This is a genomic window from Acinetobacter sp. H1(2024) (assembly GCF_046557555.1).
GTDB classification, from domain to species: domain Bacteria; phylum Pseudomonadota; class Gammaproteobacteria; order Pseudomonadales; family Moraxellaceae; genus Acinetobacter; species Acinetobacter seifertii.
In genome coordinates, this window is record NZ_JBKGFO010000003.1 from 131,148 (window position 1) to 155,616 (window position 24,469).

Consider the following 24,469-nt stretch of genomic DNA (forward strand, 5'->3'; position numbering starts at 1 on the left):
AGAGTTTTTATTGAGGATAAAAATGCATTTCCCAAAAATTCCTTCGATTCTTTCTTTGATTTTAATACTGCTGAGTAGTAGTTCTTATGCATTTGAAAGGACTGATTTAAAAAAGATTATTGAGTGTGAATCTGATTATTCGACCTATTCAGATTTTGCTTCCGAATATGATGAAAATTTAACAGCGCTTGGCTTTAAAAGAATTGAAGATTCAGACCAACCTTTCATTTATTTATATAAAACCAATCAACCTATTGAACTATTTGGGTTAAAGACAAACGAGATTGCTTTGGCTGGTCAAGGTATAACTGCCGTTTTTCGTAATGTAAATGTTCAGCAACTTTCAAAGAAATTTGATATTCCTCAGCATCCTGATTTTACAATGCTTCCTTTGTTTAGAGGGGTACGTACAGTTAAAACAGAACCTGCAACTTCAGACTCAGTTACTTTTTACCACAACTTGAACTTATCAGAAATGAAAGGGAAAAAGCCAATGGTACTGTTAGGTTGTACCTATGAAGCAGACCGCGAAGAGATGGAAAAAATGTTACAAGAATGATAAAAAATACCGGAATATATATTCCGGTATTTTTTTAATGTAAGTCTTGGGCAACTCTTTCCTGCATTTCCCGTTTTAAAGCTAAACGTGGCTGAGTAAACCACAGCGCAATAAATGCAAAAGCAGATAAGACAAAAGCCCATAAATGAAATTGAGTATAGAAATAACGCACCAACTCAATCATTGCAAAAAAGCTCGTCATCAATAGCATTGAAACAGCGGCAGCCACAGTTCCTTTTGATACTTCAGATGACATCAGTGCAAAACGGTACAACACTGAAAAGCTAATTCCTTCACCAAAGCAAATGAGTGTCATACCCGTAAGCAAACAAGGAATTAAATAGGTTTGCCAGACAACGCCTAATATTAAAATGAGTGTCCCAGTGAGCATAATCGGTAAACCAATTAGGACTGTTTTACCTAAAGCCAAACGGTCAATAATTTTAATTAAAACGATGTTACCAACAATTAAGCCTAGAAATACCGGAAATTGAGCTAAACCATATTGCACACTGGTTAGCTTGAGTTCATCAACCAAAATAATGGGTGATAACGCAATCCAAAGCATAAGCGGCATACCTACAAGCGGCAGGGCGAGTGTTAAACCAAGGAATTGCCGATTGCTAAACACTTTTTTAAAGTCATCAAAAAGATAGCTAAAAGGTTGTTTAGTTACACTGACCTTCTGACTAGGCATTTGTTTCTTTAAGCCAAACCAACTCAGCAGTGCAAGTATAGCAATTGCCACAAAGCCCCAGTGCCAAGACACATAATCAATTAAAAATGCGCCAAGTACAGGTCCGAGCAAGGGTGCAAGCAATGAGATATTTGCCATAAGCGCCATGACTTTAATAGCATCACGCTCGGCAAAATTTTCTTGAATCGCTGCATAGCCTACTGCTGAAATTACACTTAGACCAATACCTTGTAAAAAACGTAATGTCAGAAAGTGTTCAATTTGTCTTGTTAATAAAATTAAAAAACAGCACAAGGCAAAAAATAAAACACCGGCCAAAAGAACTTTCTTACGACCTAATCGATCTGATAAAGGCCCAAGTAACCATGCAACAGATGCACCACCTAATAAATAAAATGACATTGAAGATGGTGCCCAAGTTGCACTCACACCAAAATCTTCAGTAATTGCCAACATGGCTGGCTGAATCAGGTCATTACCGATATAAACCGCAAATTCAAATAGCACTAAAGCTAAAGGAAACATCAACGTTGTACGGTTCAACGCTGTCGTTTGAATATTATTCATGAGTTGTACACTTCAAAATAGCGGCCAAAATGTCTCAGCAACTACATATTGAAATAAATAATGTAGTCATCACGATGACAGTATGGTCAGTCAATCTTTAATTAAGTTTTTATATGCCGTGAGAGTGCATGTTTAGAATGTGAAACACCGTATTCACAAGGTGTCTAAGACAAGAAAAAATGTATGACGTGAGATTCGGTAATTTTTACCATTTGGCTTAATTTCCGGATGACACAATATCACTTTTTATATTGATCAGCAATCGGACAGTTTCATCCATTTAAAATTCTATATTTTGCTTAGCATCAACTCATTTTTATATTGTGAATAACCTTGAAGTTATCCACATACATCCTAAAGATTCAGCCTTAAGGACAAGGATTGACTTGGAAATCTGTTGTTTCCTGCCCTTGTTTACATTGATAACTTTGTTTTTTATTTACGATTTTCCAAATGGTCTGATCACGCTTTAATAAATATTCGGTACGTGTTTTTGATATAGCATCTTCGCTAGGCACAGTTTGTAAAATAGTTACTTGTGCATTAGAAGCATCATCCAAAGCATTCATTTGTTGTGAAATACTTAAATTACTCGCATTATTTAAAAGGTTTGGTTGATCAATCAAAACTGCTTGTATCGGACTATTGGCTTGGGGTGTAGGCGGGTTTGTATTCGGTGTACATGCGCTTAGAATCAACAAATTACACACCATGAGTAAACCAATTTTTTTCATACTCAACTCCACCACAACTTCACGTTGATGCTAAAGGCTATAGATAAATTTTTCCATTCAACTTTGTAAAGTGTTTATGTTTAGAGTGAAAAATTTAATAATTTTTTAATGCATAATTCATGATTTTTAATCAATAATCTTTTTCCGATTACTGCATTTTTCTCTAAGAGTAAGTTCACTAAAGTATGCATCAATTTAGGAATTTAATTAGAGTAACTTTCATGAGCAATATTTTAGTGATTAATGGCGCCAAACAATTTGCCCATTCAAATGGTGAATTAAATGACACTCTCACGGCATTGGCAACTGACCATCTCACTGAACTAGGCCATGATGTTCAAGTGACCCGTACAGATAGCGACTACAATGCAGAAGCCGAAGTAGAAAAATTCTTATGGGCCGATGTTGTGATTTACCAGATGCCTGGTTGGTGGATGGGTGCACCGTGGACAGTAAAAAAATATATTGATGATGTATTTACGACAGGTCACGGCTCACTATATGCAAATGACGGTCGTAGCCGCTCTGATGCTTCAAAAAAATATGGTTCAGGTGGCTTAATTCATGACAAGAAATATATGCTATCACTCACTTGGAATGCACCTATGGAAGCATTTGATGATGCTGATCAGTTCTTCCACGGTGTGGGCGTAGATGGTGTTTATTTACCGTTTCATAAAGCCAATCAATTTTTAGGTATGAGCACGCTTCCAACTTTCATTGTAAACGACGTAATTAAAATGCCTGAAGTTGATCGTTACGTTGAAGAATATAAAGCACACTTAAACACTGTATTTGCAGCAGCTTAATCAGGAGAAAACCATGCTTACCATTATTGCAGAAATTCGTACTCAATCAGGTGGACAGCATCGCCAAAACGTATTGGATGCTTTTCAAAGAATCATTCCAACTGTTTTAGCAGAAGATGGTTGCCATGGTTATGAACCTTTAATTGATCACAAATCAAATGCAAGTTTCCAGACTCAAGAGCCTGACACGATTGTCATGCTAGAAAAATGGGAAAGTGTGGCTCATCTTGAAGCTCATTTAGCTACACCTCATATGCAAGCGCATCATGCAGCCGTTAAAGACGATGTCGTTGATGTCAAAATTAGAATTTTAGAAAGCGGCGTATAATTTAACCCAAAAAAAGACGATATATTTATCGTCTTTTTTATTTTTAAGAACAAAGTTGGGTTTGGAACCCTCTAGAACCTTTTCCTCGCGCACATTGGTAGCTTGTTTGTTTATTTTGCAATTGCCACTTTTCATCGACCAATTTAAATGAATATTCTGTTCGAATTGCTGAAACAGAATCATCCATTAAACCAGTTTGTATAACGATAATACGGGAAACTGTTGGAGACTCTACTCGGTTAAATACTTGCTGAACTGAGGTATTGTTATGCTCTTTTACAATCTCAGGTTGAGCTTTAAGTACTTGTTGCATCGGAGTTTCCGAACCCACAAAAGGAATCAATTTACTGGTCGTCGCACACCCAGTGAAAAGTCCAACACAAAGTGCTGAAATTAAAAATAAACGTTGCATTCTTATCACCAAAAACAAAAGCCATAGCTTTATGATGCTATGGCTTTGTCGGTTACTCTGTAGAAACTATGTAGTTCTAAGAATACCTACTTTCTTACAGATCAAATAATTTACCTGGGTTCATCAGACCATTTGGGTCAAATACTTTTTTCAATGCCTTCATATATTCAATTTCTTCAGGCGAACGTGAATATTCTAAATATGGCTTTTTCGTCATACCTACGCCATGCTCAGCAGAAATTGAACCATCGTATTTTTTAACGGTATCAAACACGTATTTATTCACAACCTGACATTTTGCAAAGAACTCATCTTTGGTTAAGTTTTCAGGTTTTAAAATATTTAAGTGCAAGTTACCGTCGCCGATATGACCGAACCAGCAAATTTCAAAATCAGGATAGTTCTCTTGAACAATTGCATCAATCTCACGAATAAATGCTGGTACATGAGTAATTAATACTGAAATATCATTTTTATACGGGATAAACGGTGCGATTGATTCAGAGATATCTTCGCGTAAACGCCATAAGCTTTCTACTTGGTCAAGGCTCTGGCTCATTACGCCATCAAGTACCCAACCCTGCTCCATACAATGCTCAAAAATTTCCATTGCTTTATCGAGAATCGGCTCATATGGTGCTTCAAACTCAAGCAATACATAGAACGGGCATTGAGTTTCAAATGGACGTTGTACATGTCCGTGGTCTAAAACTTTTTGCATTGCAAGCTCACCAAAGAACTCAAATGCTGTTAAGTCGATATCTTTTTGGAACGCATGTAATACAGGCATTACTGCATCAAAATCTGGAACACCTAACACTAAAACTTGTAAGTTTTGTGGTTGACGCTCAAGTTTAATTTCTGCTTCAGTCACTAAACCTAAAGTACCTTCACCACCAATAAACAAATGCTGTAATGCATAACCAGTGGCATTTTTAACCATGCCTTTATTTAAACGTAAAATATCGCCTTTACCCGTAACTACCGTTAAACCAAGTACCCAGTTACGTGTCATGCCGTATTTAATGACTTTAATACCACCAGCGTTAGTACCGATATTACCGCCAATCTGGCTAGAACCCGCTGATGCAAAGTCCACTGGGTAATACATGCCTTGTTCTTCTGCATAATTCTGCAATTGTTCAGTCACTACACCAGCTTGCACTCGTACCATACGATCCGCTGGGAAAAATTCAAGAATCTGGTTCATTTTGTCCATGCTAATGACAATTTCACCATTGGTTGCTACCGCACCAGCAGAGAGACCAGTACGACCGCCAGATGGTGTAATCGCAACATTAAACTGGTTAGCAAGCTTCACAACAGCTTGAACTTGTTCAGTGGTCGATGGGAAAACGATGACCGATGGGTTCGGATTAAAATGCTTGGTATGATCTTTACCCCAGTTTTCGAGACTATCAGCATCGGTTTTAATACGGTTTTCACCGACGATTGCTGTTAATTGGGTAAGTAACTCAGGTGTTAAAGCGACTGGAGCATTCATCGTTTGCAGACCTAGCAAGAAGTAAACTATGGTGGGACTATGACTTCATATTTTCAGGGTTCTCACCTGAGCAAAGCCATAATGTTCAAGGAACTCCTATATTCTACATGTAACCACACAAGCGATAAAGTTCAGAATAGAGATACTGTCACTACAAAACATGTTTAACGCGAATAAATGCTTTTTTATAAAGCTTTTAGAGAAAAACAACTTTAAATAATATTCCAAGCATATTTTAAAATGTTCAACAAGCCATAAACGGAAGTGATTAGACATAGATAAAATTGCCATAAGGCAATGGTATAAACGAAATATCTATAGCGCTGCCCAGTATGTTATTATACCGCCACCAAATTTGGCCTTTGTAGCGGAGCCGTAATGAGCCAACATCTTTCACTACCTAAAGATAAAATCCGTTTCCTTTTGTTAGAAGGCGTTCACCAAAACGCAGTCGACACTTTAAACGCTGCGGGTTACACCAATATTGACTATCGTAAAACTGCTCTTGAAGGCGAAGCGCTTAAAGAAGCAATTAAAGATGCTCACTTTATTGGTATTCGTTCGCGTACCCAATTGACTGAAGAAGTTTTTGAAGCTGCAAATAAATTGATCGCAGTAGGTTGTTTCTGTATTGGAACAAACCAAGTTGATCTTAAAGCAGCAATGGCACGTGGTATTCCTGTATTCAACGCACCGTATTCAAATACGCGTTCGGTTGCAGAGCTTGTACTTGCTGAAACGATTCTTCTTCTTCGCCGTGTTCCTGAAAAATCGGCGGCTTGTCATCGTGGTGGTTGGGACAAGTCTGCTGTTGGTTCTTTTGAAACTCGTGGCAAAACTTTAGGTATTGTGGGTTACGGTTCCATTGGTTCTCAACTTTCAGTTCTTGCTGAAAGCATGGGTATGCATGTGATTTATTATGATGCAGTCACTAAGTTACCAATGGGTAATGCTCGCCAAGTTGGTTCTTTAGATGAGCTTTTAGCAACTGCTGACGTTGTAACGCTGCATGTACCAGATGTTCCGTCTACACGTAACTTCTTCACTAAAGAACAATTTGCGAAAATGAAAGAAGGCGCGATCTTCTTAAATGCTGCACGTGGTACATGTGTAGTGATTGAAGATTTAGCTGATGCGATCAAATCTGGCCATATTGCTGGTGCAGCAGTTGACGTGTTCCCTAAAGAACCAAAAGCAAATGGTGAAGAATTCCAATCTCCACTTCGCGGCTTAGACAACGTGATTTTAACGCCTCACGTTGGTGGTTCAACGATGGAAGCGCAAGCAAACATCGGTTTAGAAGTTGCTGAGAAATTTGTTGCTTACTCTGATAAAGGTATGACGCTTTCTGCAGTAAACTTCCCAGAAATCGCGTTACCATTAACTGCTGGTCAACACCGTTTACTACACATCCACAAAAACGTACCGGGTGTATTGTCTAAAATCAACAACTTGTTTGCTGAACAAGGCATCAACATTTCTGGTCAATCACTTATGACTAAAGGTGACATCGGTTACCTTGTTATGGATGTTGACGCTTCTGCTTCTCACGAAGCTTTAGATATGTTGCATGAAGTTGAAGGTACAATCCGCGTGCGCGTATTGTTCTAATACGAACTGTAAATGCAAAAGCCACAGCAATGTCTGTGGCTTTTTTATGGGTATTTACATTATCATGTGAAAAGTATACCAATCGATCTAATAATAAAATGTCAATTTCAAGCCAGAAAACTCAGCTACACGCTTTGGGCTTTCTTATTCTTGCCATGTTAAGCGTTCAAAGTAGCGCATCCTTGGCTAAAGTCCTATTTCAAAACTTTCCCGTACTTACTGTTTCCGCAATGCGATTATGTATTGGAGCATGTATTCTGGCTTTCATTTTTAAGATCTGGCGAATTAATTTTAGTCAGGTTCGATGGAAAGCAATTTTAAGCTATGGCTGTGCCCTTGCTGGTATGAATGCGCTTTTTTATCTGTCTATTGAACGCCTACCAATTGGTATTGCGGTTGCTTTTGAATTTATTGGGCCATTAAGCGTGGCTTTATATCATGCACGACAAAAATACGATTTTGTTTGGGTAAGTTTTGCGATTGTTGGGCTTATTTTATTATTCCCTTTTAATCAAGCACATGGTCTAGACTGGATTGGAGTTTTGTTTGCAATGAGTGCAGGTGCTTGTTGGGCACTCTATATTATTGCAGGACAAAAACCTTCTGGTATTTCAGGTAATCATACTGTGTGTTTAGGAATGTCTGTGGGTGCATGCATCTTATTACCCATTACCTTTTTTTCAAGCTCGATTGGTCAAGTGATAGAACTGCCTTATCTATTTTATTTTATTGGCTTAGCAATCTTAGCCAGTGCACTTCCCTTTTCCTTAGAAATGCTTGCATTACGCAATTTGACACCCTTAAGTTTCGGAACACTGATGAGCTTAGAACCCGCAGTCGCAGCATTGTCTGGTTTCATATTCTTAGGTGAGTATTTGTTATGGAATCAATGGCTAGCTCTCGCAACCATTATTATCGCTTCTGTCGGCTGCACCATAACCACCCAAAAAGCCCGTCAGGAACGCGAAAAAATCGCAGTTTAGTTGGTTAAGAACTGCCAGCTAAAATGCAATGTTGGCTATAATTGATCGCTATTAATTTTAAGTATCAAATGAAGCACTAAGGTATTTCCATGCAAAATCTTCCATTTATTGCTGTGCTATATATGATTTTGTCGATGGTTTCATATCAAATCAGCGCTTCATTTGCCAAGCAACTTATTGCAGCTTTAGATCCGCTGACGGTTACTATTTTAAGATTAAGTTTTGCGACTATTATTGTTGCAATCATGTTCCGTTCGTGGAAAATTTGGTCTCGTTTACCCTATTTAAAATGGCGTGATTTATTAATGTATTGCGCATCTTTAGGGCTAATGAATATCTTATTTTATACTTCTTTAGGAAAACTACCTCAGGGGATCGCGGTAGGCTTAGAATTTATTGGACCATTAGGTCTTGCTCTACTTTCGATTAAGCGAAAGAGTGACTACATTTGGGTAGCATTTGCTATGTTAGGCATTGCGCTCATGGTGCCATGGCAAGACTCAACACAGCATCATTTTTCATATGTAGGTGCTGCTTGTGCACTGGGTGCAGGTCTATGTTGGGCTTTCTATATTTATTTTGGTCAAAAGGTCGTGACCCAAAATATAGGAATGCATGCCTTAACAATTGCGATCGCTATATCTGCGCTCGCCTTATTACCAATTGGTGTTTGGTATAATGGCCCAGCATTACTTGAAACACAGTACTGGGGAAAAGCCTTACTTATTGCGGTTTTAGCGACTGCTATTCCATATGCACTAGACTTAATGGCTCTCAAACAACTTAATAAATTAACTTACGGTACCCTAACAAGTTTGGCACCCGCATTAGCAGCATTAACGGGCTTCTTATTACTTCGTGAAGAAATCAGTATGCTGCAATGGGTGGCTTTAGCTTGCGTAATGCTCGCTTCAATTGGGGTTACTCTAAGAAGTACTAAAACAGCATCATAGATATAATCCTACTACTATTTTTTATACTTCTTATATTCCTTTAAATATTGATTACCAAGTTTTTCTTTTTCACTATCTTTAAGAATTTTTCCAGCTTGCTGAAAAAATTTATGTTCTTCTTCTTTTAAATGATGATGAACTTTTTCACTCAACTGTTTCGCAGTTGCCAACCAGCTAGGACTACTCATATCGGTTTTTTCAAGTTGCTCAACTAACTCATCCATTTCATGATGTTCAGATAAAGCATGTCGCGTAATATCTAAACCGACATCATCAAACATTAAAGGAATATATAAGTAACGGTCTTCGGCAACCGAATGGGCATAAAGTTCATTTTTTAATGCATCAAATAATTCTTTTCGTTCTTCGGTTAAACCATGTGTTTGGACTAATTTTTCAGAAAGGTTGCGTTGATTTTCATGGCTTTCTCTTAATGCTTCGAAAATATTCATTCTCTTCCTCATTTTTAGCTAAAAAATCTTTTTTATTTCAATGCTTATCATACGTTGAAATTTATATGGTTTCCGTAGCTTAAAATGAGACTATTTTTTACACAGTTTTCTTTCTAGTAAATTTCTGTAATGATTTTTATATTTCTAATTTCAAATGATACATAAAAGTATGAACTGCTGTTTTTAAAATCAGTTCATACTTTTCATACTATTTTAGCCAGTCACAAACATCTGATAACCCAAACGGCAAATTAAGATACTGACCAAAACTAAAAAGATAATACGTACAAAACCGCTACCGTATTTGAGTGCAGTCCGCACTCCAACAATAGAACCTAATACGTTGGCTGCCGCCATCATTAAACCAATATGCAAAATAGCGTGACCCGTAGGAATAAAAAAACTCAACGCTGCAAGATTGGTCATGAAATTACCAATTTTCGACAATGCCGAGGCATGCAAAAAATCGACTTGTAAAAAACGGATAAAGAAAAAGATAAAGAAACTACCGGTACCTGGTCCAAAAATACCGTCATAAAAACCGATTGCCAAACTACCAATACCCGCTAGAACAAGCATTTTCGTAGTAATTTTTTGCTCGGTATGAACTTGCCCAAAGTTCTTTTTAAGTAAAGTATAAATCGCAATTACGATCAGCATTACAAACACAAATGGACGTAAAACCGATTGGGGAATAAGTGATAAACAGGCTGCTCCAGCAAATGAGCTAATGAGAGCACAAACAGCAATCACGGCAAGAAGCTTCCATTGCAGTTTCACTCGTTTTGCAAATGTATAAGCCGCCGATGCAGTACCAAAAATCGATGAAACTTTATTAGTACCAATCACCGTTGCAGTCTGCATGGTTGGGAAAGTGCTCATAATACCGGGAATCTGGATGAGTCCGCCGCCACCCACAGCAGCATCAATCGCTCCCGCAGTAAACGCAAAAAAGATCAAACTAAGGATAACATCCCATTCCATGCCCATGCTCTATACTCTACATCTACTACAAATTTAAGATACGCTTAGGTACCAACCGCTTTTTATCAGTAATTTCGGCTAACCCTAAACAGCGCTCACCCGAAAAAACCAAAACTTCTGCTTCCGCAGAATGATCAATATTGCTTTCTAAACCGTTGCAAAAATATTTTTCACGTCCCTCAGGAACTTGAATTTTCAAGAAATGGTCAACTGGTGCATAAACTGGTAATAACAATGCTTCTCTTTGCTCTTCGTTTAAGCTTTCCAAATATTCAATGGTATAACTTGGGATCAACTCAAAATGTCCTGTTTGAGTCCGATTCAGCATTGTTAAATGCCCGCCACAGCCAAGTGCTTCACCAATATCTTCACCGAGTACACGGATGTATGTACCTTTAGAACAGGTTACATCCAGAGTGATACTATTTTCGGTAAACTCGACTAACTCTAGCGCATAAATCGTAACTGGACGCGCTTCACGTTCAATTTCAATACCTTTTCGCGCAAGTTCATATAAAGGTCTACCTTCTTTTTTCAAGGCAGAATACATTGGAGGAACTTGCTGAATATCGCCTCTAAATTTTTCTAGAGTTTGCTCAATAAGCTCTTCTGTAAGAACAGGAACAGGACGCTCTTGTAAAATATCGCCCTCTACATCACCAGTTGTTGTAGTTTGTCCCAAACGAACAGTGGTTTGGTATCGCTTTGTAGAGTCCAGTAAATAATGTGAAAATTTAGTTGCCTCCCCTAAACAAACGGGAAGTAAACCTGTTGCTAATGGATCTAACGCACCAGTATGCCCTGCTTTTTGGGCACGGTATAACCAACGTACTTTTTGCAAAGCGGCGTTTGAACTTAGGCCTAATGGTTTGTTTAAAAGAAATACACCACTGATATGGCGACGAGAAATTTTTTGATTTTTTGTCGTCATTTTTACTGGGACACAAAGCTAGAGAAAAGTGCCGACATGTTAGCAAATTCGGCAAGATATTTTCAGAATATTTAGGTGCGTTTTCACTTATTTTATGGCACATTATTAATCGAGTAAAAAAACAACAAATTAAAACTTAAGGAAGATATCTTTATGCAAAGGATGCAGAAAAAGATATTGTGGTGTGTGCTTGGATTTTTTATTTTGAGCCTCATTGCATGTGTATATTGGCTGAGTCCAGACTCAAAAAGCGCCTCATCTCAGCGTAATCAAGAGGAGGAAAAAAGCTTAGCAGGCACTTCTCAAACCTCTTTAAATTCATCGTTAAATCAAAATGTTTATTCAAGCAAAAGTCAGCAAGATACCCAAGTGAATTGCCAGCTAAAAGTTGATAGCAACCAACATTTAGTTGTGAATAGTCAGACACGCGACTGCTTTGAATATTTTATTTCGCAGTATGGCGAAGGGAATTTACAACAAGTTAAAACTCATTTTGAGAAATTTATACAAGATCAGTATTTAGAACCAACTCGCTCACAAATCATTGATTTATGGAATCGTTATTTAAAATACCGTGAAGAACTTGCACACATTCAAACACCTCAATCTAAACAACAAGATCAAAGTTATTTTCAAAAAATTTTTAATTCAATTCAAGATATCAGAAAGCGCTTCTTTTCAGCCTCCGAAATTGAAGGCCTCTTTTCAACAGAAGACGTTTATCAGAACTACACATTAGATCGTATGAAAATTCTGGAAGACTCATCTTTAAGTGAAATTGAAAAGGCTCAAAAGCTCAAAGAACGCTTTGAACAACTACCAGTAGATTGGCAACAAAACCTGCAAGAGCTATCAAAACTTGATGATTTACATACCCTGACCAAACAAATTAAAGCCCGTAATGGCTCAGCAGAGGAACTGCGACAAATGCGTACAGCACTTGTTGGAGCTGAGGCAACACAAAGATTAGAAACTTTAGATACACAGCGTAATGCTTGGCAACAGCGAGTTACAGGCTACCTAAATCAACGTGATGAAGTGCTGAATAGTAGTATGAGTGATAGCGCAAAAAATCAAGCGATTCAACAACTACGCCAACAACAATTTAGCTCTTCACAGGAACAACTTCGTCTTCAAACTTTTGAAAAAGTCCATGACAAAGGAGGTGAATTACCATTTAACTACTAGGCTTTTCTATTCCAAAGTTAGCCAACTCTTAATCCAGCAGCAAAAATAAAGCTGCTGCTCATACAAAATAAAAATAGTGAGTAAAAAATGAAAAGGAACTTAATATTTTTCTGTGCAGCAATGCTCTCAGGACTGAGCATTTCAGCAGCCCATGCTACAAATGCAGAGCAAGTAAAAGGCTCATTTGTCTACTCAAATTATGCCCAAACTAAATATCCATTGGTTTTTAACCATGGTATGGCTGGTTTTAGCAGAGTTGGGACAGATACACTTGGTCTGGACTATTGGTATCAGATTCTTCCTGACCTTGCTCGTAATGGAGGAAATGTATGGGCAACAAGGGTTTCACCGTTTAACTCAACCGAAGTTCGCGGAGAGCAACTTGCCCAACAAGTAGAAGAAATTATTGCTATTACAGGAAAACCCAAAGTTAACTTGATTGGACATAGTCATGGGGGACCAACAATTCGCTATGTCGCTGGTATCATGCCAGAAAAAGTTGCCTCACTTACGACGATTGGAGCACCTAACAAAGGATCTCCAATGGCAGATGTCATATTGAACGTTGAGGGTACTCCTCTGTCAAAACTGGCAACACTAGTAAACTGGTTTTCAGCAGCAATTACTTGGGCAGAGGGCCTCGATCCAACAAGTTACCCGCATGACTCTTTAGCAGGTGCTCACAGCTTATCTACTCAAGGTTCTGCACAGTTTAATGCTCAATTCCCTATGGGTATGCCTACAACTTCTTGCGGCGAGGGTACTTATCAAGAGAAAGGTATTTATATGTATTCATTTTCAGGGAATAAAGCGCTGACCAATCCATTAGATCCTTTTGATATTGCATTAACTGGTAGCAGTTTAGTTGTCGATCCATTAGGAGATAATGACGGTTTAGTTTCTAGATGTAGTGCAAAATTTGGTAAAACTATTCGTGATGACTACAACTGGAACCATTTAGATGAAGTAAACCAAGTGCTTGGTATACGCTCTATTTTTGCGGCCGATCCTGTCTCGGTTTACCGTCAACATGCCAACCGTTTAAAACTACAAGGACTATAATTTTTAAACAAAAAAAATGCGCCTCTGGGCGCATTTTTTACTCGGTATAAGCTTACGCTTTACGAGCTGGTAATTTTTCACGAATACGTGCAGCTTTACCAGACAAGTCACGGAGGTAGTAAAGTTTAGCACGACGAACGTCACCACGACGTTTCACTTCGATTTTAGCAACAACTGGTGAGTGAGTTTGGAATACACGCTCAACACCAACACCGCTAGAAATTTTACGTACTGTGAACGCAGAGTTCAAGCCACGGTTTTTCTTAGCGATTACAACACCTTCAAATGCTTGAAGACGTTCACGATCACCCTCTTTTACTTTTACTTGGACAATAACAGTGTCACCTGGTGCAAAAGCCGGGATATCAGATTTTAACTGTGCATTTTCAACAGCTTGAACTAAAGGATGTTTACCACTCATTGTGGGAATCTCCAATATGTGCGGAGTCAGAAGAGGTCTGAGATTCCGCTGGGGATAGAGGCTAAAGCGCATATCAACCCGTTTATCTTTCCCTTTACGACAATATGTCTATAAAGAGCCTTTAAATATACATAAAACTATTCATGAAATAGACTTATGCTTTAACTCGAAGCAATGCTTCTCGTCCTGTTTTAGAACTTTCGTTCCTGAGAACAGCAATTAAAAATTACCACCATTCTCTTTTATATCTTTTAGCCATTTTTTTTGTTGCTTAGTCAACTCAACTTTTTCAGCCAACTCTGGTCGGCGTTCTAAAGTTCGTTGATATCGCTGCAAAAATCGCCATTTTTCAATATTAGCATGGTGCCCTGACTTTAAAATTTCAGGAACATCCAAACCTTCAAAATGGTCTGGCTTAGTGTATTGAGGACAATCTAAAAGACCATCTACAAAAGAATCCTGTATCGCTGATTGCTCATCTGACATTACATTCGGCAAACGGCGAATAATACTATCAAGCAACACCATGGCAGGTAGTTCACCACCAGATAAAACATAATCTCCAATTGACCATTCCTGATCAACATAATGCTGGATCAAACGCTCATCGACACCTTCATAACGTCCACACAATACAATCAAGCCGTCATAATCGACAAACTTCTGTACTGCCTGTTCATTTAAAGTTTTGCCTTGTGGAGACATATACACCACAGGTACATGAACACACCCTGCTTGCGAAGCAAGTTGTTTGGCATGGTTAATTGCTTTTGCTAAAGGCTCAGCCATCATCACCATACCGGGACCACCACCAAATGGACGTTCATCCACTCTTCGGTAACTCCCTTCAGCAAAATCACGTGGATTAATACAAGTTACTTGTACAATGTCACGCTTTGCTGCGCGTCCGCTAATCCCGTACGCTGTAATCGCTTCAAACATTTCAGGAAAAAGCGTAATGACTGCAAAAAACACCGCAGACTCCTCTATTTTCCTGCTGCGTTAATCCTTAAAGAAGGATTAATAATCTACGCCCCAATTGACGTAAATGCGACCAGCTTCAAGATCAACGCGTTGCACCACATCTTTATGCCAAGGAATCATGCGTTCTTCTGAATCAATGCTGTCTGGTGTAGCACGTACAACCATCACATCATTAGCTCCAGTTTCAAACAACTCATGAATTTGCCCTAAGTTAATTTCCTGTTCATCATCATCAAGTCCTAACACTGTTAAGCCTTTTAAATCTGACCAGTAATACTCATCTACATCTGCTTTTGGCAGTTGAGATTTAGCAATCCAGATATTAGCGCCAACCAAGTTTTCTGCTCCAGTGCGATCACTCACACCTTTCAAAGCAACGACTAGGCCTTTGCCATGTGGTTTCCAACGTTTTACATCTATTGTTTGCCAACCGGCCTTGGTCTCAATGTACCAAGGCAGGTAGTCAAACATGTTGCTCATAGGTTCTGTATTGGAATACACCCAGAGCCACCCATTCAATCCATAAGCTGAACGTAACTGTCCAATCTGAATACGATCTTCGGGAACATTCTGTGTTGGTGTCATGGGCTACCTACTACAATAATTATGCAGTAGCTTTTTTAGCTTGAGCAGCTAAAGAAGCAACACGTTCTGAAGGTTGAGCACCTTGAGAAACCCAGTGAGCAAAACGGTCTGCATCTAAACGAAGTTTTTCTGCTTGACCTTGTGCAGTCGGGTTAAAGAAACCGATACGCTCGATGAAACGACCATCACGTGCATTGCGGCTATCAGTCACAACGATTTGATAGAATGGACGTTTTTTTGCGCCGCCACGTGCTAAACGAATAACAACCATGATAAAAGCCTTATAATTCTTACGGATTATCCCTGCGCCGACCATCGGCAACACTTCAAACCCCTTTCATAGAGGGCGACATTCTACGTGATTTTCGCCCTGAAAGAAAGATTAAATTTTGAGTTATCCGCAGTTTTGAATTTAAATTAGCGTCCACCCCAATTGGAAGTGGTTGAAGTTGTACAAGACTGACCTTTAGTCCAACATTTCTGCCCGTCACTATTCAAAAGTACAGTCCCATTTCCAGCTTGAATCGTACTTGTTTTAGGAGTTGCAGTAAGCGTCCATGTTTGAGAGTTTGTGACTAGTGCAATAGTATAAATTGGATTGGATGCTGGATAATCTTTAGTAGTTAAACCATTATTGAGTGTAGCACTAGTATAATTATGATTAATCACATAGTAACTTTGTAGACGTTGCGCTGTTTGCATCATTTCACTTTGCACATCCGCACGATTCGTCCGAATTCTATACTGTGTATAGGAGGGGTAAGCAATTGCTGCCAAAATTGCAATAATAGCAACCACAATCATTAGCTCTATGAGGGTAAAACCTTCATATTTTTTCATTACCATGTCTCACTATTGCTACCACAGTCGTTATATCCACTGACTACATTCTTAACTTTTGTCATACAACGAAAACCATCGCTGTTTATAAGTAAATCATAGTTATTAGCTTGCTTAGGTTCACCACTACTATTCTTAGCCCGTTCAACAATAATAACCCAGTTTAAACCTTGGACTTTCGCAGAATCTGCTGTCTCGTTACCATCAGAGCCTTTTAAAATAGATAAAGGTAAATGTTGAGTGGCATCTAATAACGTCAGTGTATACTTTGCAGTTGTTGCTGTAGCATCCAGTGGCAACAATAGACTACCAGTGGTTGCATCATAAGGAGTGACCGTTCCAGCATTATAAATATAACTTGCATCAAAACCTTTATAGCTAAAGTTTTTGGCTTTAAACCGTTCTAGTTCTGAAGCAAGATGTTGCGCCTCCTGTTGTGCCACAGCCAGGTCTCTTTTTTCCATATATCGTCTATAATTGGGATACGTAATCGCAGCTAAAACTGCGATTACTATAAGTGTGATCATCAACTCAATTAAGGTAAATGCCTTTTGCTTCAACATTTTTCCACCTATTAACGAGCTTCATACCAGCGCAAATGTTGCAATTTTACTGCCGTACTAAATACTTGACATTCTGGTAAGTTTTTATTGGCTGCTTTTGTACAATCAAGATCAGTTGAAACTACATTTTTTATCAGTTTATTACCCGTAGTATTACCCGAATAGTCTCCTAGTCCTGTTCCCAAAATACCAGCACCTAAATCAGTATTATTTGGTTGCGTTGTAGTACTACCATAAAAATCACATTTTCCAGTTGGCAAGCAAAACTGATAAAGCTTTGAATTACCTTTCACTCCACCACCACAAGAACCATTTATCCCGTTGCCATCACGATAAAACACATTGACATAGAGCATACCATCTAAGGCATAAAGCCCGTTCATGCCTTTATACACACCAGCACTATTTGAATAAGTATATTTCCAACCATTTTTTGTCGCGATATCCACTCCATTTTTATATGCATCCTTAGTAAATTTATCATCAAAATATGCATTTAAAGAATCAAGAGCAACATCCTTTGTTTTTAAATCAGCATCAGCCAAACTATATAAATTCGCGTTCGCCACATCCTTGTCAAAAATAACAAATACACCATCACTCGCACTGGTTGAAGAAGTCGCATTATTTGTACCAGTTACACCTGATAATGGTGAACTACGATTACCTGAACTCAAGGCAACTACACCCACTATGGAACCATTTCCATCCCTAGAAACAGAAAAACTTGGCATTTCATAGAAACGTGGGCTAGCACCCTTTCCAGAGATATCATGCTGATTAAATATTCTTACTACATGTTTTGCAAAATCTGTTTTATCAGTAGATTCATTATTAAAATCAACACGAAAAACCTGCCCCCCCAAATCACCAAAATATAAATGATCAATTAAACCATCACTGTCACGATCAACAGCATTAATTTGACTCACCACACTGTATTTTAAATCATTATTTTGAGTATATGCTTCTGCGCCTTTATTTGCTGTATCATTAGCACTTGACCACCAGAGCAAATCACCATTATTGGCATCAAACATATAGACACCTGCACCCTTACCATTGGTCTGATTATAAGCAGGAGTTTCATAACCAGTGTCGTACCCACCACCAACAAACATGACCAGTTTCTTTGCACCACCAAACTTAACATAGCCCAATGTTGGTTTTGACCAGCTTTGCCCCATATAACTGAGTGGATTATCAGTCTTTGGTGTTTGATCGGCATTGATTGCACCATCGGGGTTAATATGAAACTTGAGTGTAGGGTTTGTAATATCTGATAAATCTAACGCATAGTAGCTACGCCCTCCCATACGCAAGCCACCATAAACCCACTGCAATCCTTTTAAAGCAATGTCTTTACCGCTCGTACTATCTTTTACAGTACGTCCTGAATTTTTTACCGTCAATGTACCATCGGTTTTAGCCACATACTGCGTATAAGCACTCCAAGGAGCATCTATACCATAAAATAAAAGACTACTACCTCCTGTACTAGAAGTCTCACTTAAAAATGCTTTAGATTGTTTTTGCATAATTTCATTTGGTACAAAAGCAAAAGTTTCTTTTCCAGTTTCTGCATCAACAATATGTAAGAGACCTTGGGTACTACCAAACAGTAAATAGTCTTTGCGATTTGTAGTATCTAATTGCCCACCTGATATCGTAATTTTACCCTCTTGTGTCAAGAGAATTGGCGTTGAATGCATTATTGCACCGACTTGACGAAGTTCAGGTTTCTTTATCACATCATCTAAAGTTACCGTTTCATTTTCACCAATATTATATCCTAATAAATTTAACCAATAGTTTTTAGCAGGATCATTTTGAAATGATGCAGAACCACTTGGATCTATTGCAAATAAGTTCTGCAAACTTACTTTATTGAGTGAATCACTTTCAATAGCAGTATAAGGTGCTGCATTGCCTGTAATTTCTCGGTTGGTATAAAGCGTTCTATCTTCAACTCGAATATTATCTGTATTTAAATGTGTACCTAATGGTAGTTGCTGAGTTACACCACCATCCCATATACCTATAGCAGCCTGGTTCAATGACCCATTTGTATTAAATAGTTTTGTCGATTTATCTTTTGCGTACAATTGACCACTTTTGACATTATACTTATTCATATTTCCAACCCAAAGCTGAGTAGGATCCTGAGGTTTTGGTGTAAAAGAGGCATAATAAGCATAAGGCTGAATACGCAATGAATTTAATGCATCTTGAGGTAAGGTTGGCGATCCAGTAAGAACAGGTTTAAATCGAGGGCGAATATCATCTACAAAATATTTGATACTATTAATCACATCCTGTGTTGATTGTGCAGAATAAAATCCACCATTACCAAACCCACCTACACTACTTGACAATTGAGCATGTGGTTTTGCTCCCCAGTTACATGTATTTTTAATATCTCCATCAGGTAAAGCCGAACAGTCATAAAAACGACGATTAACTGATTCAACTACATCGCCATCCTGATCTAGAATATCAACTGGTAAATCTTTAACATAAGTTGAACTATTGGGGAAATCGCTCCCGAAACCTACTACCGCAGTTTTAATATTATAGTTTGTACCTCTAAGTAATTTAGAAAACTTTCCTATTTCAGCCCAACCAGCATCACTACCTCCTCCACTTAATCCAGTACCTGACAGCGGAATAGATTTATTCATAATTGCAGATGTGTAACTACTGATAGAATTATTAGCAACACCATCTGTTAAAAAATAAATTCCTTGCCCATTACAAGTATCCGCTCTTTCCGAGGCACTTAGTGGTGCTATATAGCCATTATTATTATTTTTTGCAGTAGTTACTGAATAGCTATAACCACTATTTGTTAGCCCATAAGTATTAGCACCTAAAAAATATGCCCCAGCTTCTCCATAAGCAGCGGCAGAAGGAGTTCCATTATAAGCACTTAATCCCGTTACTATATCAATCAGCTTTTCTCTATTTGCTTGAGTTAATGCTACAACTGGATAAATTACACGCCCACTTTTTCCATCATGCGAATATGTAGATGTACTTGTTGGGCTAGAAAACTGCCCCAGACCTATCCGTGTTGTATCAGGAAGCTCATCACTACTAAGAATTTGAGTTAATGCAATCTTTAACCGAGATAAACGGTCATAACATCTATAACTATCAGAAGTTGAGCTAGTTTTAACACATTCATTTAAAATTCGATTTTTATATAAATTAGCTAAATTATTGTAAGTTGTATTAGATACATCACAGTAATTAACGTTATAAGTTTTTTGTGTACCACTCCTTACTTGATAAGTTTTACTTTCAACATTCACATCAGAAACATAATTAGGATAACGAGAAGACCCAATATTACTCCATGGACAAATATTGTAATCTTGATAGAGACTACTAGCAGAATTTCTACCATTTAAATCAGTATAGTTATCTCCCGATCCCATACTTCCCGAGGTATCAAACATCAGAAATAAAGTAATTTTACTTGCACGAGGTATCTTATAAATATCAATATCACTCGCGAATACCGATACGCTACTACATGCCATTAAAGTTGACACCATCACAGAAAGCAGTTTTCTTTTTTTTAAATTCATCATTTTTTCAATCCCCAATCTTTCCACATTACGATGCCAACTGTGGTGAACCACCAACCGTATAATCTGCATGCTGCATGTTATACGGTATATTCAACCCATCAAAACAAGCACCTACCAAAGAAGCGCGTTGTTTAAAGCAATTTTCTATTTGTGAGCTACTCGCTCCAGAAAAACTTGGCAACACTGAAATCACCGTAGCTCCAATATTATTCGAAATACTAGGAATACTACTTTGCCCTTGGCTCGTACCTAAAGGCAAATTTCCAAAAGGAGTTGCTGTAGTTGCTGCACGGGTTAAATAAATTTGAGATAAAACAGCTGAACGACCTGTTGCAAACCAATTGGACTTACAAAAACCGTCCACCCCAATTTTCGTTGTACCACCATCAGAAGTAATCGCACTTGCTTTTTGTAAACTAAAAAATGTATCTTCTGATGCCTTATAACAAAACACCAGTTCATCTTGTGCATTATCTGCCGAGTTAAAATAGGCAAACATGCCATTTAAAGCTAATTGCTGTTCAATCTTTGCTGGATTCTCAATATTAAATAATGCTGCGTCAGAGTTTTCGAGCAACAAAGCATTTACTTGACTATTAGTCGCAATTTTTAAGCCTAAGATGCCTGATTTAATCGCAAGAGTACCTAACAAGGTCACCATGATTAAAATAATAAGAACAACAATGAGTGTTGCACCGTGCTGCTTTTTTATCATGAGGCCCCCAATGTGTTTCTTAATGCCACCACTTGACTTACAGCTTGTCGTAAATATTTTTGATTGACTGCATCTGTTCCATTTAATGTCACAGTCTGTCCTGCCAAGTTAAATGTCTTCTGGGTATTTAAATTTGAATCAGAACCAATTTTTCCAGTTGAACGCGCTAACACCCCAATTTCAACTGAAACCACTTGTAAATAATTTTTGGGATCAGTCACACTACTATCCATCGCTGCTTTATATTCCTTCAATGTCATATAACGCAACTTATTATTTACTAAATTTTTAACACCTAATCGCACTTTAAAAGCATCAATATATTGCATAATTTGTTGTGCGTTATTATCTAAACCAGTAATTGCGGTATCGCCATTCTTATACCATCCAGCATCACAAGCCAATGAATAAGAAACTGGCTCACCTGTAGGTTTATTAATCTCTTTTAGGAAGTAGCGTTGGACAATAGTTTTAGACTGTGCATCGGTAATCGTATTCCCCTCACAATCTATAATTTCATTTGTAGCAGGTACAAACTGGATGGTTAATTGATCACTTTTCCCTGAAGTATTGTCAGTATCCTTATCCTGTAAGGACACAAATTTAGTTTCTAAATCAGTAATATTTTGCAACGTTGAAGGGAAATTTTCTTTAGCGAAAACAATACCTGAACCAACCATTTTATTGTTTATATATTGATTGGATGGGGTATTCAAATTGGCATGTCGTAAATCATGTGTTAAAGATGAAAGTCCAAAATTGGCATTTTGCTGTAAGCCTCCTAAGCTACTTTGTAGTCCCATTGAACGCTGACTACTTAAAAAAACGGCAAGCCCTGCAGCGACAATTAGTAAACCAAGTGCCAAAGCGATCATAAGTTCAATCAAAGTAAAAGCTTGTTGAGGTTTAATCATAGTTATAAACCTCCATAATGATACATTTTGCGTCAGGTACATAGGCGGTACCATTAGTACAATTCGGACTACCATTACCATCTGTAGCTGTTGTACCACCCCATGCTACATATATGCATTGACGAGTTCGTTGTGATGAAAAACCTTTACAATTCAATATTGCAAGACTCATACCTAAATCTGTAGCACGTTGTTTGACTTGGGCATAATCGTATTTTGCCATCTGATCAGCATCACACTCCCCTGTAGAACAAGTTGGCAATACGTCACTTGCACCAATCTCAGCATACTTACTCAAACCACCTCGGTTTACACGTATACGCTCTGCCAAATCTCGGGCTATATTGGTTGCTTGAATGTTCTGACCTGCTTCAGTACTTGCAGCAACTGCTCGTATTTGTAAAGCAACAAAACCAAGTACAGCAATACTCAATAAAAGTAGTGCAACAAGCACTTCCATTAAACCAGCACCTTTTTGAGACCTTATCATTATTATTTCCTCAATTAATTCGGACAGCTGGTTGCCGATTTATCGTAAAAAACGATGCCATCTTTTTGCACATAAATATAGGATTTTAAAGTGTTATCTAAGGTATGCTGAAATACAAAACATAAGTTTGTAGTTGCTGTAGATTGTCCCTGACGGTTATAAGTAACACTCGTAGCACCTGTGTATTTCTCAACACGGCTAGAAGGCGTCCATTTTTTATAAAAGGTTGTCACGCTACTATCTAAAGCTAACACTCGATTACTTTGTTTAAATACAGCTTCTGAACGAGTCTCAGACAGTAAGTTAACAAAATTACTGGTATCAACTATCAATTCATTTTTACGAATTGTTTTAGTAAAAGACGGTACCGTCATCATTGCAATAATTGCCATTACTGCGATGGTTACCATGAGCTCAATTAAGGTGAACCCTTCTTGCGGAATAATTCCCCTCATCCCCATAACCCCAAATAAACTTAAAATTTTTTATTTCTATATAAATTTTACGTTTTAGTTTTACAAAACGAATACAAACCAGATAAAGGGTATAAAAAAACAGATAACTGTCATATCACAATTATCTGTTTAACTATTTTAAAATCAGTATGTTAAATAAGTCACACTTTAGGCTTGCGTTACATGAATGCGTAATTCTTTAGGAAGACTAAAAGTAATATTTTCTTCACGTCCTTCTAACTCTTTAGGTGCCTGAGCACCCCAGTCTTGTAAACGTTGAATGACTTGCTTAATTAAAATTTCTGGAGCTGAGGCACCAGCTGTTACACCAATTTTACAAGTTTCATTGAACCATGATTGTTCAAGCTGATCGGCGTTATCTACGAGATAGGCAGCTTTCCCCATACGTTCAGCAAGCTCACGTAAACGGTTCGAATTTGATGAATTAGGTGAGCCAACTACCAATACGACATCACATTTTTCAGCTAAGTCACGTACCGCATCTTGTCTGTTTTGAGTTGCATAACAAATATCATCTTTTCGTGGTCCCTGAATATTTGGGAATTTCGCACGCAATGCATCAATCACTTTTGCTGTATCATCAATAGATAAGGTTGTTTGTGTAACAAATGCAAGTTTGTTTGGATGTCTTACCTGTAAGGCTTCTACATCAGCCTCATCTTCTACCAGATAAATATCCCCACCTTTTAATTTGTCATATTGCCCCATCGTACCCTCAACTTCCGGGTGACCTTCATGACCAATTAAAATTGCTTCCGTTCCTTCACGAGCATATTTAGTGACCTCAATATGTACTTTGGTAACCAAAGGGCAAGTTGCGTCGAAAACTTTTAGACCTCGACGTTCCGCTTCTTGCTGGACTGCTTTTGAAACACCGTGTGCACTGAAAATTACAATTGAGTCATCTGGCACTTGGTCCAGCTCATCAACGAAAACCGCCCCTCTCTGACGCAAGTCATCTACCACAAATTTATTGTGTACAACTTCATGACGTACATAAATAGGAGGATTAAAACATTCCAAAGCACGATTGACGATTGCTATGGCTCGATCAACACCGGCACAAAAACCACGCGGATTAGCTAACACAATTTCCATAACAGCCTCAAAA

At 38.1% G+C, this 24,469-nt stretch carries 27 protein-coding genes and 1 pseudogene; 9 read left to right on the forward strand and 19 right to left on the reverse strand.

Going from position 1 to position 24,469, the window contains the following annotated elements:
• Positions 1–22: 22 nt before the first annotated feature.
• Entirely contained in the window at positions 23–559 is a 537-nt protein-coding gene (locus ACLCEG_RS10150) for a hypothetical protein (protein WP_191107355.1), read from the forward strand.
• 34 nt (positions 560–593) lie between these two features.
• Here the strand turns inward: ACLCEG_RS10150 and ACLCEG_RS10155 are convergent, their stop codons facing one another.
• Both ACLCEG_RS10155 and ACLCEG_RS10160 read right to left on the reverse strand, forming a co-directional pair.
• Positions 594–1,823, reverse strand: a complete 1,230-nt coding sequence (locus ACLCEG_RS10155) for an MFS transporter (protein WP_410567388.1) — start codon at positions 1,821–1,823, stop codon at positions 594–596.
• Between the two features lie 368 nt (positions 1,824–2,191).
• Positions 2,192–2,557 (reverse strand): hypothetical protein, encoded by a 366-nt coding sequence (locus ACLCEG_RS10160; RefSeq protein WP_039250545.1) that lies wholly within the window; start codon positions 2,555–2,557, stop codon positions 2,192–2,194.
• A 221-nt stretch (positions 2,558–2,778) separates the two neighbouring features.
• Here ACLCEG_RS10160 and ACLCEG_RS10165 point away from each other — a divergent pair, with 221 nt between their 5' ends.
• Together ACLCEG_RS10165 and ACLCEG_RS10170 are read left to right on the forward strand one after the other, a co-directional pair.
• Entirely contained in the window at positions 2,779–3,366 is a 588-nt protein-coding gene (locus tag ACLCEG_RS10165) for an NAD(P)H-dependent oxidoreductase (protein WP_100191766.1), read from the forward strand.
• Positions 3,367–3,379: 13 nt separating this feature from the next.
• A complete protein-coding gene (locus tag ACLCEG_RS10170) occupies positions 3,380–3,694 on the forward strand; it encodes a putative quinol monooxygenase (RefSeq protein WP_410567390.1) in 315 nt (104 codons plus the stop codon).
• Between the two features lie 43 nt (positions 3,695–3,737).
• Here the strand turns inward: ACLCEG_RS10170 and ACLCEG_RS10175 are convergent, their stop codons facing one another.
• The gene (locus ACLCEG_RS10175) at positions 3,738–4,106 is read right to left on the reverse strand and encodes a hypothetical protein (RefSeq protein ID WP_039250542.1); all 369 of its coding nucleotides are present in this window, start codon (positions 4,104–4,106) and stop codon (positions 3,738–3,740) included.
• A 94-nt stretch (positions 4,107–4,200) separates the two neighbouring features.
• Complete coding sequence (locus tag ACLCEG_RS10180; protein ID WP_002116692.1) at positions 4,201–5,610, reverse strand: FAD-binding oxidoreductase; 1,410 nt, start codon at positions 5,608–5,610, stop codon at positions 4,201–4,203.
• Positions 5,611–5,988: 378 nt separating this feature from the next.
• On the opposite strand from ACLCEG_RS10180, the gene serA reads away from it, so the two are divergent.
• The 3 genes from serA (at position 5,989) to ACLCEG_RS10195 (ending at position 9,157) form a co-directional block, all read left to right on the forward strand.
• Positions 5,989–7,221, forward strand: a complete 1,233-nt coding sequence (gene serA, locus ACLCEG_RS10185; protein WP_004705258.1) for a phosphoglycerate dehydrogenase — start codon at positions 5,989–5,991, stop codon at positions 7,219–7,221.
• Positions 7,222–7,319: 98 nt separating this feature from the next.
• Positions 7,320–8,204 (forward strand): EamA family transporter, encoded by an 885-nt coding sequence (locus ACLCEG_RS10190; protein WP_025465172.1) that lies wholly within the window; start codon positions 7,320–7,322, stop codon positions 8,202–8,204.
• Between the two features lie 89 nt (positions 8,205–8,293).
• Complete coding sequence (locus ACLCEG_RS10195) at positions 8,294–9,157, forward strand: EamA family transporter (protein WP_410567392.1); 864 nt, start codon at positions 8,294–8,296, stop codon at positions 9,155–9,157.
• Between the two features lie 14 nt (positions 9,158–9,171).
• On the opposite strand, the gene ACLCEG_RS10200 is transcribed toward ACLCEG_RS10195, so the two are convergent.
• The 3 genes from ACLCEG_RS10200 to truB form a co-directional block, all read right to left on the reverse strand.
• Positions 9,172–9,609, reverse strand: a complete 438-nt coding sequence (locus tag ACLCEG_RS10200) for a hemerythrin domain-containing protein (RefSeq protein WP_198072004.1) — start codon at positions 9,607–9,609, stop codon at positions 9,172–9,174.
• Positions 9,610–9,822: 213 nt separating this feature from the next.
• Positions 9,823–10,599 (reverse strand): sulfite exporter TauE/SafE family protein, encoded by a 777-nt coding sequence (locus ACLCEG_RS10205; RefSeq protein WP_004705250.1) that lies wholly within the window; start codon positions 10,597–10,599, stop codon positions 9,823–9,825.
• Positions 10,600–10,618: 19 nt separating this feature from the next.
• Complete coding sequence (gene truB / locus ACLCEG_RS10210) at positions 10,619–11,524, reverse strand: tRNA pseudouridine(55) synthase TruB (protein WP_004705248.1); 906 nt, start codon at positions 11,522–11,524, stop codon at positions 10,619–10,621.
• 153 nt (positions 11,525–11,677) lie between these two features.
• Between truB and ACLCEG_RS10215 the strand changes: the two genes are divergently transcribed.
• Both ACLCEG_RS10215 and ACLCEG_RS10220 read left to right on the forward strand, forming a co-directional pair.
• Complete coding sequence (locus ACLCEG_RS10215; RefSeq protein ID WP_410567394.1) at positions 11,678–12,712, forward strand: lipase secretion chaperone; 1,035 nt, start codon at positions 11,678–11,680, stop codon at positions 12,710–12,712.
• 120 nt (positions 12,713–12,832) lie between these two features.
• Entirely contained in the window at positions 12,833–13,774 is a 942-nt protein-coding gene (locus tag ACLCEG_RS10220) for a lipase family alpha/beta hydrolase (RefSeq protein ID WP_081408125.1), read from the forward strand.
• Between the two features lie 52 nt (positions 13,775–13,826).
• Here ACLCEG_RS10220 and rplS read toward each other — a convergent pair whose 3' ends face one another.
• The 11 genes from rplS to ACLCEG_RS10275 form a co-directional block, all read right to left on the reverse strand.
• Positions 13,827–14,195 carry a 50S ribosomal protein L19 gene (gene rplS / locus ACLCEG_RS10225; RefSeq protein ID WP_002116654.1) on the reverse strand — a complete coding sequence of 123 codons (369 nt, stop codon included), beginning with the start codon at positions 14,193–14,195 and terminating at the stop codon, positions 13,827–13,829.
• A gap of 219 nt (positions 14,196–14,414) precedes the next feature.
• A complete protein-coding gene (gene trmD, locus ACLCEG_RS10230; protein WP_077163627.1) occupies positions 14,415–15,170 on the reverse strand; it encodes a tRNA (guanosine(37)-N1)-methyltransferase TrmD in 756 nt (251 codons plus the stop codon).
• Between the two features lie 45 nt (positions 15,171–15,215).
• Positions 15,216–15,764, reverse strand: coding sequence for a ribosome maturation factor RimM (rimM, locus tag ACLCEG_RS10235; protein WP_347016903.1), 549 nt, complete (start codon positions 15,762–15,764; stop codon positions 15,216–15,218).
• A gap of 19 nt (positions 15,765–15,783) precedes the next feature.
• Positions 15,784–16,035, reverse strand: a complete 252-nt coding sequence (gene rpsP / locus ACLCEG_RS10240; protein WP_000260334.1) for a 30S ribosomal protein S16 — start codon at positions 16,033–16,035, stop codon at positions 15,784–15,786.
• A 146-nt stretch (positions 16,036–16,181) separates the two neighbouring features.
• The gene (locus tag ACLCEG_RS10245; RefSeq protein ID WP_199999862.1) at positions 16,182–16,604 is read right to left on the reverse strand and encodes a type IV pilin protein; all 423 of its coding nucleotides are present in this window, start codon (positions 16,602–16,604) and stop codon (positions 16,182–16,184) included.
• Entirely contained in the window at positions 16,604–17,167 is a 564-nt protein-coding gene (locus tag ACLCEG_RS10250; protein WP_039250529.1) for a type IV pilin protein, read from the reverse strand. Before ACLCEG_RS10250 ends, ACLCEG_RS10245 begins: the two co-directional genes overlap by 1 nt.
• Positions 17,168–17,178: 11 nt before the next feature.
• Positions 17,179–20,763, reverse strand: a complete 3,585-nt coding sequence (locus ACLCEG_RS10255) for a pilus assembly protein (protein ID WP_410567397.1) — start codon at positions 20,761–20,763, stop codon at positions 17,179–17,181.
• A 25-nt stretch (positions 20,764–20,788) separates the two neighbouring features.
• Positions 20,789–21,478 carry a pilus assembly protein PilX gene (locus ACLCEG_RS10260; protein ID WP_191016410.1) on the reverse strand — a complete coding sequence of 230 codons (690 nt, stop codon included), beginning with the start codon at positions 21,476–21,478 and terminating at the stop codon, positions 20,789–20,791.
• Positions 21,475–22,392, reverse strand: coding sequence for a PilW family protein (locus tag ACLCEG_RS10265; protein ID WP_410567399.1), 918 nt, complete (start codon positions 22,390–22,392; stop codon positions 21,475–21,477). The genes ACLCEG_RS10260 and ACLCEG_RS10265 overlap by 4 nt, the downstream gene beginning before the upstream one ends.
• Complete coding sequence (pilV, locus tag ACLCEG_RS10270; RefSeq protein WP_410567401.1) at positions 22,385–22,882, reverse strand: type IV pilus modification protein PilV; 498 nt, start codon at positions 22,880–22,882, stop codon at positions 22,385–22,387. The genes ACLCEG_RS10265 and pilV overlap by 8 nt, the downstream gene beginning before the upstream one ends.
• A 14-nt stretch (positions 22,883–22,896) precedes the next feature.
• Entirely contained in the window at positions 22,897–23,337 is a 441-nt protein-coding gene (locus tag ACLCEG_RS10275; RefSeq protein WP_410567403.1) for a Tfp pilus assembly protein FimT/FimU, read from the reverse strand.
• Here ACLCEG_RS10275 and ACLCEG_RS10280 point away from each other — a divergent pair.
• Positions 23,243–23,540: pseudogene (locus ACLCEG_RS10280) on the forward strand (hypothetical protein); the annotation flags it as partial. The gene ACLCEG_RS10275 and the pseudogene ACLCEG_RS10280 sit on opposite strands and share 95 nt — an antisense overlap.
• Here ACLCEG_RS10280 and ispH read toward each other — a convergent pair.
• Entirely contained in the window at positions 23,506–24,456 is a 951-nt protein-coding gene (ispH, locus tag ACLCEG_RS10285; protein WP_004705229.1) for a 4-hydroxy-3-methylbut-2-enyl diphosphate reductase, read from the reverse strand. The pseudogene ACLCEG_RS10280 and the gene ispH overlap by 35 nt on opposite strands.
• Between the last annotated feature and the right edge of the window lie 13 nt (positions 24,457–24,469).